The sequence below is a fragment of the Flavobacterium sp. FG139 genome (genome assembly GCF_057809695.1).
Window position 1 is genome coordinate 46,915 of the sequence record NZ_JBMDKL010000008.1, and the last position, 17,658, is coordinate 64,572.

A 17,658-nucleotide genomic window follows, 5' to 3' on the forward strand; every position below is an offset into this window, starting at 1 on the left:
TTAGTTATATTTTCTAAAGGCATCTTTATTTAAAGGATGCCTTTTTTATTTGTAGAATTTCGTGCCATTGTGGCGAAAAAACTTTTAACTTTGAAACCTTAGAACCTTTAATCTTAGAACTTAAAATTGATTACCAAAGAAACCATAGATAAAGTTTACGAAGCGGCTCGAGTAGAAGAAGTTATCGGCGATTTTGTGCAATTAAAGCGCGCCGGTAGCAACTTTAAAGGATTGAGTCCGTTCTCTGACGAGCGCTCGCCTTCGTTCATGGTTTCGCCTGCCAAAGGAATTTGGAAAGATTTTAGTTCGGGAAAAGGTGGAAATGCTATTGCTTTTATCATGGAGCATTCGCAGTTTACTTATCCAGAAGCCATTCGGTATTTGGCCAAAAAATACAATATCGAAGTTGAAGAAACCGAACTTTCAGATGAAGATAAAGTAGTGGCTAACGAACGTGAAAGTTTGTTTTTGGTTTCCGAATTCGCTTCAAAATATTTTCAAGATATGTTGTTGAATTCTGAAGAAGGAAAAGCGATTGCTTTAACCTATTTCAAAGAACGTGGATTTACGAATGATACCATAAAAAAGTTTGGTTTGGGATATTCGCCTTCTACTTGGGATGCTTTAACGAAAGAAGCGCTAGGAAAAGGGTATAAGCTAGAATTTCTTGAAAAAACGGGTCTGACAATTGTTGGTGAAGACAAACAGTTTGATAGATTTAAAGGGCGTGTGATGTTTCCTATTCAGTCGATGTCGGGGCGCGTATTGGGTTTTGGAGGCCGTATTTTAACCAACGATAAAAAAGCGGCTAAATACCTCAATTCGCCAGAAAGCGATCTGTACCACAAGAGTAAAGTGTTGTACGGAATTTTTCATGCCAAACAATCCATTGCTAAAAATGACAACTGTTATTTGGTTGAAGGGTATACCGATGTAATTCAGATGCACCAAGCCGGAATTGAAAATGTGGTAGCTTCGTCTGGAACAGCATTAACTCCCGATCAAATACGTTTGATTAATCGTTTAACTAAAAATGTTACCGTACTTTTTGATGGTGATGCTGCTGGTTTACGTGCTTCCATTCGCGGTATCGATTTGATTTTGGAAGAAGGCATGAACGTAAAAGTGTGTACTTTTCCTGATGGAGACGATCCGGATAGTTTTGCCAAGAAAACGCCGCTTCAAGATTTGATTCAGTATTTTGAAGAAAATGCAATGGATTTTATTCAATTCAAAGCCTCGCTTTTAATGAAAGATGCCAAGAATGATCCGATCAAAAAAGCCGATTTGATTCGCGATATGGTGGCCAGTATTTCTAAAATTCCAGACCGCATTAAACGTGAAATCTATATTCAAGAAGTGTCTAGAATTATGGATATTTCAGAAGATGTTTTGTTTAATACCTTGGCGCAGTTGGTTAAAAAAGACATTGTTGAGTTAGGTAAAAAACATAAAGAAGAGCAAACGGCATTTGAAGTTCATAAAAATGAAAATGTAGTAGCAACTGCCAATGTTGATATTCAATATGAATTGGAGCATAAAATCATAGAAATCCTTCTAGTTTATGGTCATGTTGAAGATGAATTTGAAGACATTTTATTGAAAGCAAATGAAGCTGGAGAAATGGTTGAGGTTAAAGAAATGAACAAATATAAAGTCTATCAGCGTGTGTATTTGAGTTTGCAGGAAGACGAAACCGAATTAGCCAATCCATTGTTTAGAGATATTTACAACGATTTGATTGCTTACTTTAATCAAAATGAAACTTTTGAATTAGAAAAATATTTATCCCAATTGACGCCCGAATTAGCACAAGAAGTTACTTCGATATTAATGAATGATGAAAGGTATTCTTTAGACAATTGGGAAGCCAAAAATATTTTCGTAAAAGCAAAAGATCAAACCATTAGCCAATATGTTTCCGAAACGATATTAACCTTAAGATGGTTATTGGTTAGTAAAATAATTAAAGAATTGCAGGCGTCCGTCTCTAACGAACCCGAAGTCGATAATCACGAAATATTACTAGGAGTTCGAGATTATAACGAGCTTACCAATATGTTTTCAAAAAAATTGGGAAGAGTAATTTCTCGACATAATTAGAGAATAACATAAAAAAAATCCCAAATTCTTAGATGTAAAAGAATTTGGGATTTTCTATAAGATGTGTTTTTAAACAATATCCAAAGTCTTGGCTTTGTTCACCAAATCAACTAAATTGGTTACATTCAGCTTTTGTAAAAGACGAAGTTTGTAGGTCGAAATTGTTTTTTCGTTTAATCCTAAAACTTTAGAAATTTCATTGTTTTTCTTTCCGTCACACAAATAGCGTAGTACTTCAATTTCTCTGTTGGATAATTTTCGATAAAGGCGCTCGCTTTTATTTTGTTTGGCGATTAATGCTAAATTTTTCTTTATAGCATCACTCAACATTACAATTCCTTGATGTACTCTAATGATAGTTGTGCCTAGAGTTTCCAATTTAGAAGATTTGTGTACAAACCCAGCAACTCCAGCTTTTATAGCGTTAGGTGCATAGATTTGTTCGTTCAAACTAGTAAAAACTAATACTTTCGTATTAGGAAAGTTTTTAATAATTGCTTTTAGTTCGTAAATACTTTTCAAGCCGTCTAACTCGAGGTCAATTACTAAGACGTTAATCTCTTTATTTCTTAAGGCATCTGGAACCATGTAAAAGCTTCCGACATTCGAAACTACACTAATTTCAGGATGATCTTTAAAATATGATTTTACGCCATAATGTACCACCGGATAATTGTCGGCAAGGCAAACTGTTATCATAATTTTAATTTTTTAGTAGCTAATTTTTTTCATAAAATGATTGTAAAGTTAATCAAAAAATGCTAAATTTTTAATAAATATCTAATTATTCTCTAAAGGAATTTGGTATTTTGCATACCGGGATTGATTCCATCTTGTGTCTATTTACGAGATTAAGGTGATTATAGATTTCAAAAACTTTTTTTTCTCTGTGCGAAAAATCTTCTGGTTTTTTTCCAATTTCTTTTTGAAGCATGGCCCACTCCAATTCATCGTAATTGGCACCCAATTGATCTTCATCGGTTCGATTATCTCCAAACAAACCATCGGTTGGTGCTGCTTGTTGAATGGATTCAGGAATTTGTAAATAAGAACCAAGTGCATAGACATCACTTTTCATTAAATCGGCTATCGGACTCAAGTCTACGCCACCATCTCCATATTTAGTGTAAAAGCCAACACCAAAATCTTCTACTTTATTTCCGGTTCCAGCTACAAGATAGCCGTGAATTCCAGCAAAATAATATAAAGTTGTCATCCGCAATCGGGCACGAGTATTGGCTAAAGATAAATGGTATTTGGTTTCGTTATCACTTGGTGGGACTTCAGTCTTAAAAGTTTCGTAAATGGGAGTTAAATTGGCTTCGGCTCTACTTACATTAGGAAATCTTTTTTGCAATTGATCGATGTGTTCTCTACCGCGATTTACTTGGTTTTGAGCCTGATGAATAGGCATTTCTACACATAAAGTAGGTAAACCCGTTTGGGCACAAAGTGTTGAAGTCACGGCCGAATCAACGCCGCCAGAGATTCCCACAACAAAACCACTTACTTTTGCGTTATTAGCATACGTTTTTAACCAGTTAACTATATGTTCGTTTACTTTCTCAACCTGAATGGTGCTTTTTTTAGCCATAGTTTAGGAATGAATTAAGATTTGGTAATGTATATTTGCAAAAATATTAAATAAAAAATGAAAAGATATATTTCACTTATTATTATTAGCTTAATACTTTTTTCGTGTGATAAGAAAAGTAAGGTCGAACGTGCTGTGGATGAAATTCCAGTTCAAATGAAAGTATTTCGTTTTGAACAGGCTTTTTTTGAGGCTACACCCGAAGGTTTACCGAAAGTAAAAGCAGATTTTCCTGATTTTTTCCCGTTAGGTACTCCCGATGAGGTTTGGATAGAAAAAATGCAAAATCCACAATGGAGAGAATTGTATCAAGAAGTAGAAAAAAAATACAAGAATTTTAATTCGGAGCAAACTGAAATAGAAGATTTGTTCAAACATATAAAATACTATTTTCCTACGGTGATCACACCAAAGATCTACACGGCAATTGGAGAAATGGATTATTTGAACAAAGCAATTTATGCCAACGACAAACTAATTATTGCATTAGAATTGTATTTGGGTAAAGACCACAAGTTCTACAAGAATGAGTTTCCTGAATATTTAAGACAAAATTTTGAGCAAAGACAAATGATGCCTGATATTGTTTCTAGTTTTGCTTTTGGAATTTTGCCTCCACCCAAAGACAAAGAATTAATTTCGTTAATGATTAGTGCAGGAAAAGAGTTGTATTTAAAGGATATTTTATTGCCTGATTATTCGGATGCAGAACGAATAGGATATACGGAAGATCAAATAAAATTTTGTCAAGAGAACGAAAGTTATATGTGGGAAAATTTTGTGAGTAATAAATTGCTTTTCAGTACAGATTCAAGATTGCCTAATCGGTTTATCAATTTAGCTCCGTTTTCTAAATTTTATTTAGAAATTGATAACGATACACCGGGTCGAGTGGGGCAATGGGTAGGATGGCAAATTGTGCGTTCTTTTATGGAGAATAACGAAGTTTCAGTGCAACAAATGCTAAAAATGGATGCTAAAACAATCTTTGAAAAATCAAAATACAAACCTAAAAAAAATGACTAAAAATACTACTTCCGAAATTAAATTTGAAATTGGATTGGATGAGAATAAAGTGCCTGAATCACTCTCTTGGACAGCCCAAGACGGCGGCATTGTAAATGAAGAAGCCAAGGCAATAATGTTGTCTATTTGGGATAATAAAAACAAAGAAACCTTGCGTATTGATTTGTGGACTAAAGACATGCCAGTAGACGAAATGAAGATTTTCTTTCATCAAACGTTGGTTGCCATGGCAGATACCTACGAAAAAGCAACTCAAGACGACAAAATGTCTAATACTATGCGGGATTTTTGTGATTATTTTGCTGAGAAATTAGAATTAAAAGCATAAAAAAAGGCTCTCGTTTGAGGGCCTTTTTTAGGGTATTAAAACTCGTTTAAATCTTTATAAACTTCACTATTTATTTCTTCAATATAATTTAATAGGGTGTCTTTTCCAGTACCTTCTGTGGCTGAGGTAACAAAATAAGGCGGTATTTCTTCCCAGTTGTGGGCATGAAGTTGCTTTTTGTAGGCTGCAATATGGGAATCAATTTTTGTTTTGCTAATTTTATCTGCTTTGGTGAAAATAATGCAAAAAGGCACTTCGGTTTCTCCTAGATATTCTATAAATTCTAAATCTATTTTTTGCGCTTCAAGTCGTATATCAATCAGTACAAAAGCACAAACCAATTGGGCTCTACTTTCAAAATAATTGGTAATGAATTCTTGAAAAACCTGCTTGGTTTTTTTAGAAACCCTAGCGTATCCGTAACCCGGTAAATCTACCAAAAACCAATTGGAATTGATTTTAAAATGGTTTATTAATTGTGTTTTTCCTGGTTTTCCAGAAGTTTTAGCCAAATTTTTATGGTTGGTAATCATGTTGATTAACGATGACTTCCCAACATTGGAACGACCAATAAAGGCGTATTCTGGCAAACGTTCCGTCGGACATTTGCTTACATCAGAATTGCTTATTATAAATTCGGCTGTATTTATTTTCATGGCTGTTTTTTTTACTTGCTTACTTGAGGGTTTTTCAGGGTTTCGCTTTTTTCATTCAACCATACTTCAAGTAATCTGTTAAATTCTTCGGGTTGTTCCATCATTGCAGCATGTCCACATTTGTCAATCCAATATAAAGTTGAATTGGGTAAAAGTGTGTTGAATTCAATGGCGACTTCTGGAGGTGTAACCGTGTCATTTTTACCCCAAATAATGCAGGTTGGTACGTGCATTTTTGGTAAATCTTTAGCCATATTGTGTCGTATAGCACTTTTGGCAATAGTTAATGTTTTTATAAGCTTGATGCGATCGTTTGCCATGGCATAAACCTCGTCAACAATTTCTTTAGTGGCAATTTTTGGATCGTAAAAAACGGCTTCAGCTTTTTTCTGAATGTATTCATAGTCTCCTCTTCTTGGATAGCTGTCGCCCATAGCACTTTCATACAATCCAGAGCTTCCTGTAATAACCAATCCTAGCATTTTTTCAGGATACATTTTGGTATGGTACAAAGCTATATGACCGCCTAGAGAATTTCCTAGCAATATTACTCTTTCAAATCCTTTAAAAGTGATAAAATCTTTTACATACTTGGCAAAAGCTTTTACATTGGTCTTTAGTATATTTTGCGTATATATTGGCAATTCTGGAATGACAATTTTATAGCCTTTTTGAGAGAAATACTCGGCAACTCCATCAAAATTACTTAGGCCTCCCATCAAGCCATGCAAAATGACAATTGGTGTGCCCTCGCCAATTTCTAAATAACTGTATCGACCTTCCTTTTTAATGATTTTGTCCATTTTAAAAAACCGTTTTTTCAATTGTTACAAATATAGCTTTTTATCTATAAATTCATAGTGTTTGCTCAAATATTTAGGCTTCAGGGCTATCTTTTTTCGGTTTCTTTTGTGAAAACTTAAACGCTTAATTGTCAACATTTCAACTTTTTTTAGGAGGCCATTGTCTTGTTCTAGAAGTTGTGTTTTTCTTAAATTTTTCTCAAAAAAAGTCTTTTTAACCACTTTTTATTCTGTAAAACACATCGATTTTGGGCAATTCGATGCAAATTTTCATTTTCTGATTTCAATGGAATGTTTTTTCATTTTTAAAAAGTGGTAAAACTTATTAACAATGTGGTAGAAAGTGGTAAAAGGTGGTAAAATATTTTATATTTTTGCTCAAATCATTTAATTACTAAGTTTTTGAATTCAATAATCGGAACATACGAATGTAAAGTTGATGCCAAAGGAAGGCTGCTTTTGCCAGCGCCTTTCAAAAAGCAATTGGCTGCTTCGCTTCAAGACGGATTTGTCTTGAAACGTTCTGTATTTCAGCCCTGTCTGGAGTTGTATCCGATGACGGAATGGAATGTAATGATGCAAAAAATTAATAAACTCAACCGTTTTGTAAAAAAGAACAATGACTTTATTCGTCGTTTTACAGCCGGAGTAAAAGTGGTTGAAATTGACGCTTTAGGACGTTTATTGGTGCCTAAAGACCTGACTAATTTTGCTCATATTTCTAAAGATATTGTATTGTCTTCGGCAGTAAATATTATCGAAATCTGGGACAAAGAGTTGTACGAAAAAGCTATTGATGATTCAGTTGTAGATTTTGCCGATTTGGCTGAAGATGTAATGGGAAATGTAAATGACGACGACAATGGAATATCATAATCCAGTTTTACTAAAAGAAACAGTTGATGGTTTGAATGTGAAGCCAGATGGTGTTTATGTGGATGTTACTTTTGGTGGTGGCGGACATTCTAAGGAAATTTTGAGCCGACTTGGTGCAGACGGGAAATTATTTGGTTTTGATCAAGATGAGGATGCTTGGGAAAATGCTTTACCAGATGAACGGTTTACCTTGATTCAAGAGAATTTTAGATATATCAAACGTTTTTTAAGGTTTCACGGTGTGAAACAAGTTGATGGAATTTTAGCCGATTTAGGGGTGTCATCACACCAATTTGATGTGCCAGAACGTGGCTTTTCAACTCGATTCGATGCCGATTTAGACATGAGAATGAGCAAGAAAAACGACTTGGATGCCTACAAGGTAATCAATGAATACGATGAGGCGAATTTGAAAAGAGTGTTCTTGGATTATGGTGAATTGAAAATTGCCCCAGCATTAGCAAGAACTATAATTGACGCCAGAGAATACAAAGCGATTAGCACCACGGATGAATTAAAATTGATTTTGCAGCGCTTTCTGCCAGACCAGTTTAAAAATAAAATATTAGCTCAAATTTATCAGGCAATCCGAATTGAAGTCAATCAAGAAATGGATGTATTGAAAGAGTTTTTAGAACAATCGTTAGATATTTTAAAGCCTGAAGGTCGATTGAGTGTAATATCCTATCACTCGTTGGAAGACCGATTGGTGAAGCGGTTCATGAAAAACGGACTGTTTGATGGTGAACCCGAACGCGATTTCTTTGGAAACTTTTCAGTGCCATTCAAATTAATAGGAAAGTTAATAGTTCCAACCGAAGCAGAAATAAAAATAAACAATAGAGCTAGAAGTGCAAAACTCAGAATAGCAGAAAAAAAATAATGAAAGGCGGCGTTTACAACATATTAAAAGCAAGATTTTTGGTCAATGAAGACGCTACTAAAAACTGGCGTTTTATTCTTTTTATAGTAGTTCTAGCGATTATTATGATTGCTAATTCGCACCGATTTGACCAAAAAATATTCAAAATCGCCGACTTAACCAACGAAGTTAAAGAATTGCGTTCCGAGTTTGTAGACCGTCGTTCGGAATTGATGAAATTGAAAATGGAATCGACTGTTTCTGCAAAAATGGAACAAAGAGGTGTTTTTCCATCTCAAGTTCCGCCTCAAAAAATAAAAGTTAAAAAAACAGAAGAAAAAAGTTTTTTCAAAAAGTTATGGCAGTAGAAGATAAAAATATTTCTTATCGCATTTACTTAGTTGCTTTTGCTATCTTTTTAGGGGGTATTGCAATTACGGTAAAACTCACTAATATACAGTGGGTAGAAGGAGACTATTATCGAAAATTAGCCAAAGAACGTACCGTAAAAACATTTGTAATTCCTGCAAATAAAGGAAATATCTATTCAGCTGATGGAAGTTTGTTAGCCACTTCTATACCTAATTATACCATCCGTTTTGATGCGGTTGCTCCAAAAGCCAGTGATTTTGATTCTAAAGTAGATTCGTTAGCGATGAGTTTGTCTAAACTTTTAGGGAAGCCAAGTTCGTATTATAATTCGCTTTTAAGAAATGCCCGCACCAGTAAAAGTCGCTATACTTTAATAGCAGAAGATTTGAGCTATACCGAATATGCCAGAATTAAAAAGATGCCTCTTTTCAATAAAGGTGCCTACAAAGGTGGCATCATTGTAGAGCAAAAGACAGTGCGCGAACATCCAATTGGTATTATTGCCGAAAGAACTATTGGATATGATCGCGTTGATGAGCAAGGCTATAGAAAACGTGTTGGAATTGAAGGTGCTTTCGGTAAATACTTAAACGGAAAAGACGGTAAAATTTTAAAACAAAAAATAGCTAAAGGGCAGTGGAAACCTATTCGAGATGTAAACGAAGTAGATCCTCAAGATGGGTATGATGTAATTTCTACAATTGATGTCTACATTCAAGATATTGCACATCACGCTTTGTTAAAACAATTAGAAGAATACGGTGCCGAACATGGTTGTGTGGTGGTAATGGAAACCAAAACGGGTCAAGTTAAAGCCATCTCAAACCTAGGAAGAGACGAAAAATCGGGTAATTATTATGAGACTATTAATTATGCTGTTGCCGAAGCACATGAACCAGGTTCAACATTTAAATTAGTCGATATGATTGCCTTGCTTGATGATCATAAGGTCGATACAAGTATGGTGTATGACAGCCGCGGCGGAATCATAGATTATAGAGGAAGTAAGGTGCGCGATTCCCATGAAGGCGGTTACGGAAAGGTATCGTTAGCTAGAGGTTTTGAAGTTTCTTCTAACACCATCATGGTGCAAGCGGTTTATGAAAATTATAAGGGTAATCCAGAGGAATTTGTCAATAGAATTGATAAAATGGGATTGAACAAACCACTTGGGTTGCCGTTTCAAGGAGAAGGAACTCCGCGAATTCCGCATCCATCCGATAAAAGTTGGAATGCTATTTCATTGCCATGGATGGCTTTTGGATATGGAGTTGCTGTTACACCATTGCAAACCTTAACCTTGTATAACGCCATAGCCAATAATGGTGAAATGGTAAAACCGCAATTCGTTTCGGAAATCAAGGAATGGAATAAAACCATTAAAAAATACGATAAGCAAGTCATCAATTCTAAGATATGTTCAGATGAAACCATTAAGAAATTGAAAGCAATTTTGAAAAATGTAGTTAAGAAAGGAACGGCTTCCAAATTGTATTCCAAGGATTTTTCAATGGCAGGAAAAACAGGAACTGCGGCTGCAGGTTATGGGACTAATGGTGCGCTTGATAAATATTATATTTCTTCATTTGTAGGTTATTTTCCAGCAGAAAATCCTAAGTATTCATGTATTGTAGTCGTTCATAAACCCAATACTTCGAATAATAATTATTATGGTGCTGATGTTGCTGGACCAGTTTTTAAAAGAATCGCTCAGAAAATTTTCACTGATGCTCCTTCAACCAATGAAATCAAGGACATAGATAAAAAAATAGCCAAGCAAGAATATAAATACAGCGAGTATTTTGCGAAAGCACAATCGGTTAAAAATACGATACCCAATTTAAAAGGAATGGCCGGAATGGATGCCGTTGCGCTGTTGGGAAATTTAGGTTTGAAAGTTAAAGTAAAAGGTATCGGAAAAGTAAAAAACCAATCGATTCCAGCAGGCGAACCATTGATTAAAAATTCAACTATAATATTAGAATTATCGTGATTGTTTTAAAAGACATATTATATAAAGTAGCGATTGAAGCTGTAAAGGGTTCAACAGAAATTGCTGTGAATAAAATCGAATTTGATTCGAGAAAAATTCAAGAAAATGATGTTTTTGTTGCTATCCGAGGAACCGTTTCTGATGGACACGATTTTATTGAAAAGGCAATTAGTCTTGGGGCTATAGTGGTTATTTGTGATATACTTCCAGAAGTTATTGCAGTAGGAATCACCTACATTCAAGTAAAAGATACCAATTCGGCTTTGGCTTTTATGGCTAATAATTTTTATAATAATCCATCGTCTAAATTGCGATTGGTTGGAATTACAGGTACCAATGGTAAAACTACTATTGCATCTTTATTATATCAATTGTTTAAAAAAGCAGGTTATAAAGTGGGATTGCTTTCTACCGTTAAAATCATGGTAGATGATGTGGAACACAAAGCGACACATACCACCCCAGATTCCTTAACCATCAATCATTATTTAAATGAAATGGTTGCTGTGGGTTGTGAATTTTGTTTTATGGAAGTGAGTTCTCATGGTATTCATCAAAAAAGAACTGAAGGATTGCATTTTGAAGGTGGCGTTTTTACCAACTTATCCCACGACCACTTGGACTATCATCCCACATTTGCAGAATATAGAGATGTTAAAAAATCGTTTTTTGATCATTTACCAAAAACGGCTTTTGCCTTAACCAATATTGATGATAAAAATGGATTGGTCATGTTGCAAAATACCTATGCTAAAAAATTAACCTACGCACTCAAATCGTATTCTGATTATAAAGCTCAGATTTTAGAAAATCAATTGTCGGGATTGTTGTTGAAAATTAATGAGCAAGAAGTTTGGGTAAAACTAATCGGAACGTTCAATGCTTATAATTTATTAGCCATCTACGGAACTGCTGTTCAATTAGGATTAGAAAATCTTGAAGTATTGCGCTTGTTGTCGGAATTGGAGAGTGTTTCGGGTCGTTTTCAATTTATTGTTTCTAACCAAAAAATCACCGCAATTGTAGATTATGCACATACGCCAGATGCTTTAGAAAATGTTTTGAAAACCATCAATGACATTAGAACGAATAACGAGCAATTGATAACTGTTGTGGGTTGTGGTGGCGATAGAGATAAAACAAAAAGACCAATCATGGCCAATATCGCTACACAAATGAGTGATAAGGTAATTATTACGTCAGACAATCCTAGAACAGAAAATCCAGCCACAATTATTGCCGAAATGGAAGCTGGAGTTGAACCTCAAAATTATAAAAAATCACTTTCTATTGAAGATAGAAAACAAGCTATAAAAACTGCTTGCCAATTGGCAAATGCTAACGATATTATTCTAATTGCGGGAAAAGGACACGAGACCTATCAAGAAATTAATGGTGTTCGCCACGATTTTGACGACATGAAAATAGTGAAGGAATTTTTAGAACAATTAAACAAGTAATTACAAATTACGTGTTACGAAAACAAATAACCAAACAAACAAATAACCAAATATGCTATACTACTTATTTGAATATTTAGACAAAACGTTAGACGTTCCAGGTACTGGAGTGTTTCAATATATCACCTTTCGATCGGCATTGGCTTTGATTTTGTCGTTGATGATTTCAACGATTTATGGTAAAAAAATCATTATGTTTTTAAGAAATCAACAAGTTGGAGAAACCGTTCGTGAATTAGGTTTGGCGGGTCAAACGCAAAAAGCAGGAACGCCAACGATGGGTGGATTAATCATCATTATTGCGACTTTAATTCCGGTGATTTTATTAACCAAATTGAACAATATTTATATCGTTCTTTTAATCATCACCACACTTTGGATGGGAACCATCGGATTTATCGACGATTATATCAAAATCTTTAAAAAAGACAAACAAGGACTAAAAGGAATTTTTAAAGTAATTGGTCAGGTTGGATTGGGTTTAATTGTAGGATCGGTGCTTTATTTCAGTCCGGGTGTGACAGTGAGAGAAAAATCGGCTCGACCTATTCTGTTCAATCAAACGGAAAATGTGATGAGCCAACCCGCTAAAGAGGTTAAATCAACGGTTACGACTATTCCTTTTATGAAAAACAACGAATTGGATTACGCCAAAATATTGGAGCCGTTTACAGAAGATTATCAAAAATGGGCTTGGTTGGTGTTTATTCCTATTGTGATTTTCATCATTACAGCCGTTTCAAATGGGGCCAATCTTACCGACGGAATTGATGGTTTGGCCGCCGGAACTTCAGCCATATCCGTTTTAGCCTTGGGTATTTTTGCTTTCGTTTCGGGTAACATCATTCTTTCCAATTATTTGAATGTGATGTACATCCCTAATTCAGGTGAAATGACCGTGTTTATTGCAGCTTTTGTTGGGGCACTCATCGGATTTTTATGGTACAATTCCTATCCAGCATCAGTATTTATGGGTGACACTGGAAGTTTAACAATTGGTGGAATCATCGCTGTTTTGGCTATTTCGGTTCGCAAAGAAATGTTGTTACCGGTGTTGTGTGCTATCTTTTTTGCCGAAAGCGCTTCTGTAATCATACAAGTAACTTATTTTAAATATACCAAAAAACGTTTTGGCGAAGGCAGACGTGTATTTTTAATGTCGCCCTTGCATCATCATTACCAAAAGAAAGGTTATCACGAAAGTAAAATTGTGACTCGTTTTTGGATTGTTACGATTCTTTTAGCAATCGTTTCAATTGTAACATTAAAATTAAGATAATGCCAAGGTTAGTCGTACTCGGAGGCGGTGAAAGTGGCGTAGGAACGGCCATTTTAGGAAAGAAAAAAGGATATGATGTTTTTGTATCCGATTTTGGAAAAATAAAAGAAAATTATAGAGAAGTTCTTATTATTAATGGGATACAATGGGAAGATGAACAGCATACAGAAGCTTTAATTTTGAATGCTGATGTAGTAATGAAAAGTCCAGGAATTCCTGAGAAAGCTCCGATAATAAAAAAAATAGTAGCGCAACAAATTCCGGTTATTTCTGAAATTGAATTTGCATCCAAATTTACCGATGCAATCACTATCGGAATCACAGGAAGTAACGGTAAGACCACCACCACATCATTAACCTACCATATTTTAAAACAAGCTGGGTTGAATGTGGCAATTGGAGGAAATATTGGGAAGAGCTTTGCTTGGCAAGTAGCCGATGAAAATTATGATGTTTATGTGTTGGAATTGAGTAGTTTTCAATTGGACGGAATCATCGATTACAAACCGCATATAGCCATAATCACCAACATTAGTCCTGATCATTTAGACCGATATGATTATAAATACGAGAATTATATCAATTCTAAATTTAGAATAACAATGAATCAAACCGAGGAAGATTACCTTATTTACGATGCAGACGATGAGGCAATTAACGAATGGTTACAAAATAACAAAGTAAAAGCACAATTAATTCCGTTTTCAATCTCAAAATCAGTTGAAAATGGAGCATTTTTAAACAACAATACTATGGAAATTAACATCAACGAAGAAGAGTTTTTAATGGAAACAACTCAAATGGCTCTTGAAGGAAAACATAACATGAAAAATGCTATGGCTGCTACTTCTGTCGCACAACTGATGAAAATTAGAAAGCAAACGATTCGTGAAAGTTTGTCTAATTTCCAAGGAGTTGAACACCGTTTAGAAAAAGTGCTTAAAATTCAAAATGTACAATACGTTAATGATAGTAAAGCAACTAACGTAAACGCTACTTTTTTTGCTTTAGACAGCATGACAACTCCAACAGTTTGGATTTTAGGAGGTGTCGACAAAGGAAACGATTACACCGAATTGATGGCCTTAGTTCATGAAAAAGTAAAAGCAATTATCTGTCTGGGTGTTGATAACAAGAAAATAATTGATGCTTTCGGAAATGTGGTCGACATGATGGTAGAAGTAGATAACATGCACGATGCTGTAAACACCGCGAGACACATTGCTGAAAAAGGTGATACCGTTCTTTTATCTCCAGCATGTGCTAGTTTTGATTTGTTTCAAAACTACGAAGACAGAGGCAATCAATTTAAAAGAGAAGTAAGAAATTTGTAATATCAGATAGTAGATTTTAAATATTAGATATGACAAACGATGAACTTAAAAATAGAACAAAGCATTTTTCTTTAGCTGTTTTAAATCTAATTGAACAAATGCCCAATTCAATGTCGACTCGGGTTGTTATAAATCAAATTGCTAAAAGTGCAACTTCTGTTGGAGCTAATTACAGAGCAGTTTGCAGAGCTAGAAGTGATAAAGAATTTGTAGCTAAATTAAATATAGTTTTAGAAGAGGCAGATGAATCACAGTTTTGGTTAGAAATTATTAAAGAGAAGAATTGGTTGAACTCATCAGAATTAGAATTTCTTTTAAAAGAATCAAACGAATTGGCGGCAATATTTGTATCAACATTAAAAACAGTAAATAATAGAATAAATAAAAATTAAATTACAAATCAAGATATCTAAAATCTAAAATCTAATATCTAAAATCTAATATTGAATGAAAGAACTAATAAACAGTTTAAAAGGAGATAAAGTTATTTGGGCATTTGTTGCCCTTTTGGCGTTGTTTTCTTTTATGCCTGTTTTTAGTGCGAGTAGCAATTTGGCCTACATGCGTCATGGTTCGGGTAACGCCATCACGTATTTGCTAAAACACGCCATTCAGATTTTTTTCGGGTTTATTATTATTTATCAAATACACAAAATTCCGTATCATTATTTTAGAGGAATTTCAAGAATTGCATTACCAATTGTTTGGGTACTATTGGTGTACACATTGGTCAAAGGAACAGTAGTTGAAGGCGCCAATGCCAGCCGTTGGATCAACATTCCGTTTATCGGAATTTCGTTTCAAACGTCAACCTTAGCGGCCATCGTATTGTATGTTTATGTAGCTCGATATTTGTCCAAATCTCGTGAAACACCGCCTACGTTTAAAGCATCTCTTATCGATTTGTGGTTGCCGGTTTTTGTAACTATTATGTTAATCTTACCTGCCAATTTTTCTACGGCAGCATTGATTTTTGCCATGGTAACTATGTTGACATTTATAGGAAGATATCCCATAAAATACATAGGTACTATTATCGGCATGGGAATAGTAGCTTTTTCGATGTTTATATTAGTGGTGAAAGCCTACCCAAACGCATTTCCCAATCGTGTTCAAACCTGGGAAAAACGTATCGGAAATTTTTTCAATAAAGACGATAGCACCAAAGATCCAGATGAATATTACCAAATAGAAAAAGCAAAAATTGCTATTGCATCGGGTGGAATTTACGGACTCGGACCTGGGAAAAGTGTTCAAAAAAACTTTTTACCTCAATCGTCTTCCGATTTTATTTTTGCCATAATTGTAGAAGAATACGGACTTTTTGGGGCCTTAGTGATTTTAGGATTGTACATGCTCTTGCTGTTTCGATTTATTGTGGCAGCACACAAAGCCAATTCGTTATTCGGGAAATTAGTGGTAGTCGGACTCGGATTTCCAATTGTATTTCAAGCCTTAATTAATATGGCAGTTGCGGTTGAGTTACTTCCAGTTACAGGTCAAACGTTACCTTTGATAAGTTCGGGAGGAAGTTCTATTTGGATGACGTGTATCGCTATCGGAATCATTTTAAGTGTGACCAAAAAAGAAGAAGAAATTGCAGAAGAATTAGCCGAAAAAGAGAAACGCGAAGAAGCGTTAAGGAAGTTAATCGATAAGCAATTGCAAGATGATGAAGAGGAAGAAGACGAAAATCAAGAAAAAGTAAATCAGATTAGAGCTTCTATACAAAATAAAATTAAGGAAGACCAAGACGATTATTCGATTACAGAAAATCCGATGAATGCGGTTTTAAAGAAAAAATAGAATGAAAACATACAAATTCATATTGAGTGGTGGCGGAACTGGAGGACATATTTATCCTGCGGTAGCCATTGCTAATGAATTAAAGTCGCGGTTTCCCGATTGTGAAATTTTGTTCGTAGGCGCGCAAGACAAAATGGAAATGCAAAAAGTGCCTCAAGCAGGATACAATATTGAAGGTTTGTGGATTGCTGGGATACAACGAAAAATAACCTTGCAAAACATGATGTTTCCACTGAAATTGGTGAGCAGTTTGTGGAAATCACGAAAAATAATAAAGAAATTCAAACCCGATGTAGTAATCGGAACAGGTGGTTTTGCAAGTGGTCCGTTACTGCAAGTGGCTAATAGCAACAACATTCCGACAGTAATTCAAGAACAAAATTCGTATCCCGGAATCACGAATAAAATTTTAAGTAAAAAAGCCAATGCCATTTGTGTCGCATACGAAAATTTAGAGCGCTTTTTTCCAAAAGATAAAATCGTTTTTACCGGAAATCCAGTGCGACAAGATGTATTGGATATTGAAAGCAAAAGAGCAGAAGGTATTTCACACTTCAATTTGGATGCTACTAAAAAAACAGTATTGATTCTCGGTGGAAGCCTGGGTGCTCGCAAAGTGAATCAGTTGATTGAAAAAGAATTGGAGTATCTTTTGCAAAGTGGTGTGCAGGTTTTTTGGCAATGTGGAAAATTATATTACGAAGAATACAAGCATTTTAACGATACAAAAAACGTACAAGTTGTAGCCTTTATTGATCGAATGGATTTGATTTATGCGGCAGCTGATTTTGTAATTTCTCGTGCAGGCGCATCATCGGTTTCGGAGTTGTGTTTGGTCGGAAAACCAACTATTTTTATTCCGTCACCCAATGTAGCCGAAGATCATCAAACCAAAAATGCCAAAGCGATTGTAGATAAAAATGGCGCCATTCTTTTAAAAGAAAATGAATTGGATGAAAAATTTGAAACTACATTTTCTGAATTAATTTCAAATGAAAATGTACAAAAAGAATTAAGCCAAAACATCAAAAAATTGGCAAAACCCAATGCAACAAAAGATATAGTTGAAGAAATAATAAAATTAATACAATAACAATGGCAAAAATCAATTTCAAAAAACAATAATAAAATTTGAATTTTGAACTTGTAATTGAATCTTGTAATTG

17 protein-coding genes are annotated in these 17,658 nt (G+C 34.8%); 13 read left to right on the forward strand and 4 right to left on the reverse strand.

Going from position 1 to position 17,658, the window contains the following annotated elements; all coding sequences use genetic code 11:
* The first annotated feature begins 126 nt into the window (after positions 1-126).
* The gene (dnaG, locus tag ACODSI_RS08335) at positions 127-2,103 is read left to right on the forward strand and encodes a DNA primase (protein WP_488916383.1); all 1,977 of its coding nucleotides are present in this window, start codon (positions 127-129) and stop codon (positions 2,101-2,103) included.
* A 69-nt stretch (positions 2,104-2,172) separates the two neighbouring features.
* Here dnaG and ACODSI_RS08340 read toward each other — a convergent pair whose 3' ends face one another.
* Together ACODSI_RS08340 and nadE are read right to left on the reverse strand one after the other, a co-directional pair.
* Positions 2,173-2,802, reverse strand: a complete 630-nt coding sequence (locus ACODSI_RS08340; RefSeq protein WP_488916384.1) for a LuxR C-terminal-related transcriptional regulator — start codon at positions 2,800-2,802, stop codon at positions 2,173-2,175.
* 85 nt (positions 2,803-2,887) lie between these two features.
* Positions 2,888-3,697 carry an NAD(+) synthase gene (nadE, locus tag ACODSI_RS08345; RefSeq protein WP_488916385.1) on the reverse strand — a complete coding sequence of 270 codons (810 nt, stop codon included), beginning with the start codon at positions 3,695-3,697 and terminating at the stop codon, positions 2,888-2,890.
* A gap of 57 nt (positions 3,698-3,754) precedes the next feature.
* On the opposite strand from nadE, the gene gldB reads away from it, so the two are divergent.
* Both gldB and gldC read left to right on the forward strand, forming a co-directional pair.
* The gene (gldB, locus tag ACODSI_RS08350) at positions 3,755-4,723 is read left to right on the forward strand and encodes a gliding motility lipoprotein GldB (RefSeq protein ID WP_488916386.1); all 969 of its coding nucleotides are present in this window, start codon (positions 3,755-3,757) and stop codon (positions 4,721-4,723) included.
* A complete protein-coding gene (gldC, locus tag ACODSI_RS08355; protein ID WP_488916387.1) occupies positions 4,716-5,051 on the forward strand; it encodes a gliding motility protein GldC in 336 nt (111 codons plus the stop codon). Before gldB ends, gldC begins: the two co-directional genes overlap by 8 nt.
* A gap of 35 nt (positions 5,052-5,086) precedes the next feature.
* Here the strand turns inward: gldC and yihA are convergent, their stop codons facing one another.
* A complete protein-coding gene (gene yihA / locus ACODSI_RS08360; RefSeq protein WP_488916388.1) occupies positions 5,087-5,707 on the reverse strand; it encodes a ribosome biogenesis GTP-binding protein YihA/YsxC in 621 nt (206 codons plus the stop codon).
* Positions 5,708-5,718: 11 nt separating this feature from the next.
* Positions 5,719-6,510 carry an alpha/beta fold hydrolase gene (locus ACODSI_RS08365; RefSeq protein WP_488916389.1) on the reverse strand — a complete coding sequence of 264 codons (792 nt, stop codon included), beginning with the start codon at positions 6,508-6,510 and terminating at the stop codon, positions 5,719-5,721.
* A gap of 402 nt (positions 6,511-6,912) precedes the next feature.
* Between ACODSI_RS08365 and mraZ the strand changes: the two genes are divergently transcribed.
* The 10 genes from mraZ to murG are packed head-to-tail and all read left to right on the forward strand — an operon-like array spanning position 6,913 to position 17,585.
* On the forward strand, positions 6,913-7,386 hold the full coding sequence (gene mraZ / locus ACODSI_RS08370; protein WP_488916390.1) for a division/cell wall cluster transcriptional repressor MraZ: 474 nt from the start codon (positions 6,913-6,915) through the stop codon (positions 7,384-7,386).
* The gene (rsmH, locus tag ACODSI_RS08375; RefSeq protein WP_488916391.1) at positions 7,361-8,269 is read left to right on the forward strand and encodes a 16S rRNA (cytosine(1402)-N(4))-methyltransferase RsmH; all 909 of its coding nucleotides are present in this window, start codon (positions 7,361-7,363) and stop codon (positions 8,267-8,269) included. The genes mraZ and rsmH overlap by 26 nt, the downstream gene beginning before the upstream one ends.
* Positions 8,269-8,616: an FtsL-like putative cell division protein gene (locus tag ACODSI_RS08380; RefSeq protein ID WP_488916392.1), complete on the forward strand. Its 348-nt coding sequence runs from the start codon at positions 8,269-8,271 to the stop codon at positions 8,614-8,616. The genes rsmH and ACODSI_RS08380 overlap by 1 nt, the downstream gene beginning before the upstream one ends.
* The gene (locus tag ACODSI_RS08385; protein WP_488916393.1) at positions 8,607-10,613 is read left to right on the forward strand and encodes a penicillin-binding protein; all 2,007 of its coding nucleotides are present in this window, start codon (positions 8,607-8,609) and stop codon (positions 10,611-10,613) included. Before ACODSI_RS08380 ends, ACODSI_RS08385 begins: the two co-directional genes overlap by 10 nt.
* Positions 10,610-12,073, forward strand: a complete 1,464-nt coding sequence (locus ACODSI_RS08390) for a UDP-N-acetylmuramoyl-L-alanyl-D-glutamate--2,6-diaminopimelate ligase (protein WP_488916394.1) — start codon at positions 10,610-10,612, stop codon at positions 12,071-12,073. Before ACODSI_RS08385 ends, ACODSI_RS08390 begins: the two co-directional genes overlap by 4 nt.
* 52 nt (positions 12,074-12,125) lie before the next feature.
* Positions 12,126-13,352, forward strand: coding sequence for a phospho-N-acetylmuramoyl-pentapeptide-transferase (gene mraY / locus ACODSI_RS08395; RefSeq protein WP_488916395.1), 1,227 nt, complete (start codon positions 12,126-12,128; stop codon positions 13,350-13,352).
* Positions 13,352-14,686, forward strand: coding sequence for a UDP-N-acetylmuramoyl-L-alanine--D-glutamate ligase (gene murD, locus ACODSI_RS08400; protein ID WP_488916396.1), 1,335 nt, complete (start codon positions 13,352-13,354; stop codon positions 14,684-14,686). The genes mraY and murD overlap by 1 nt, the downstream gene beginning before the upstream one ends.
* A 29-nt stretch (positions 14,687-14,715) precedes the next feature.
* Entirely contained in the window at positions 14,716-15,078 is a 363-nt protein-coding gene (locus tag ACODSI_RS08405) for a four helix bundle protein (RefSeq protein ID WP_488916397.1), read from the forward strand.
* Between the two features lie 55 nt (positions 15,079-15,133).
* On the forward strand, positions 15,134-16,492 hold the full coding sequence (locus ACODSI_RS08410) for an FtsW/RodA/SpoVE family cell cycle protein (RefSeq protein WP_488916398.1): 1,359 nt from the start codon (positions 15,134-15,136) through the stop codon (positions 16,490-16,492).
* A gap of 1 nt (position 16,493) precedes the next feature.
* Positions 16,494-17,585, forward strand: coding sequence for an undecaprenyldiphospho-muramoylpentapeptide beta-N-acetylglucosaminyltransferase (gene murG, locus ACODSI_RS08415; RefSeq protein WP_488916399.1), 1,092 nt, complete (start codon positions 16,494-16,496; stop codon positions 17,583-17,585).
* The last annotated feature ends 73 nt before the right edge of the window (positions 17,586-17,658 follow it).

Excerpts from the sequence above, each read along its gene's own strand:
- ACODSI_RS08340 (WP_488916384.1), bottom strand. The coding sequence starts at position 2,802 with ATGATAACAGTTTGCCTTGCCGACAATTATCCGGTGGTACATTATGGC.
- nadE (WP_488916385.1), bottom strand. The coding sequence starts at position 3,697 with ATGGCTAAAAAAAGCACCATTCAGGTTGAGAAAGTAAACGAACATATA.
- gldB (WP_488916386.1), top strand. The coding sequence starts at position 3,755 with ATGAAAAGATATATTTCACTTATTATTATTAGCTTAATACTTTTTTCG.
- gldC (WP_488916387.1), top strand. The coding sequence starts at position 4,716 with ATGACTAAAAATACTACTTCCGAAATTAAATTTGAAATTGGATTGGAT.
- yihA (WP_488916388.1), bottom strand. The coding sequence starts at position 5,707 with ATGAAAATAAATACAGCCGAATTTATAATAAGCAATTCTGATGTAAGC.
- ACODSI_RS08365 (WP_488916389.1), bottom strand. The coding sequence starts at position 6,510 with ATGGACAAAATCATTAAAAAGGAAGGTCGATACAGTTATTTAGAAATT.
- rsmH (WP_488916391.1), top strand. The coding sequence starts at position 7,361 with ATGACGACGACAATGGAATATCATAATCCAGTTTTACTAAAAGAAACA.
- ACODSI_RS08380 (WP_488916392.1), top strand. The coding sequence starts at position 8,269 with ATGAAAGGCGGCGTTTACAACATATTAAAAGCAAGATTTTTGGTCAAT.
- ACODSI_RS08385 (WP_488916393.1), top strand. The coding sequence starts at position 8,607 with ATGGCAGTAGAAGATAAAAATATTTCTTATCGCATTTACTTAGTTGCT.
- mraY (WP_488916395.1), top strand. The coding sequence starts at position 12,126 with ATGCTATACTACTTATTTGAATATTTAGACAAAACGTTAGACGTTCCA.
- murD (WP_488916396.1), top strand. The coding sequence starts at position 13,352 with ATGCCAAGGTTAGTCGTACTCGGAGGCGGTGAAAGTGGCGTAGGAACG.
- ACODSI_RS08405 (WP_488916397.1), top strand. The coding sequence starts at position 14,716 with ATGACAAACGATGAACTTAAAAATAGAACAAAGCATTTTTCTTTAGCT.
- ACODSI_RS08410 (WP_488916398.1), top strand. The coding sequence starts at position 15,134 with ATGAAAGAACTAATAAACAGTTTAAAAGGAGATAAAGTTATTTGGGCA.
- murG (WP_488916399.1), top strand. The coding sequence starts at position 16,494 with ATGAAAACATACAAATTCATATTGAGTGGTGGCGGAACTGGAGGACAT.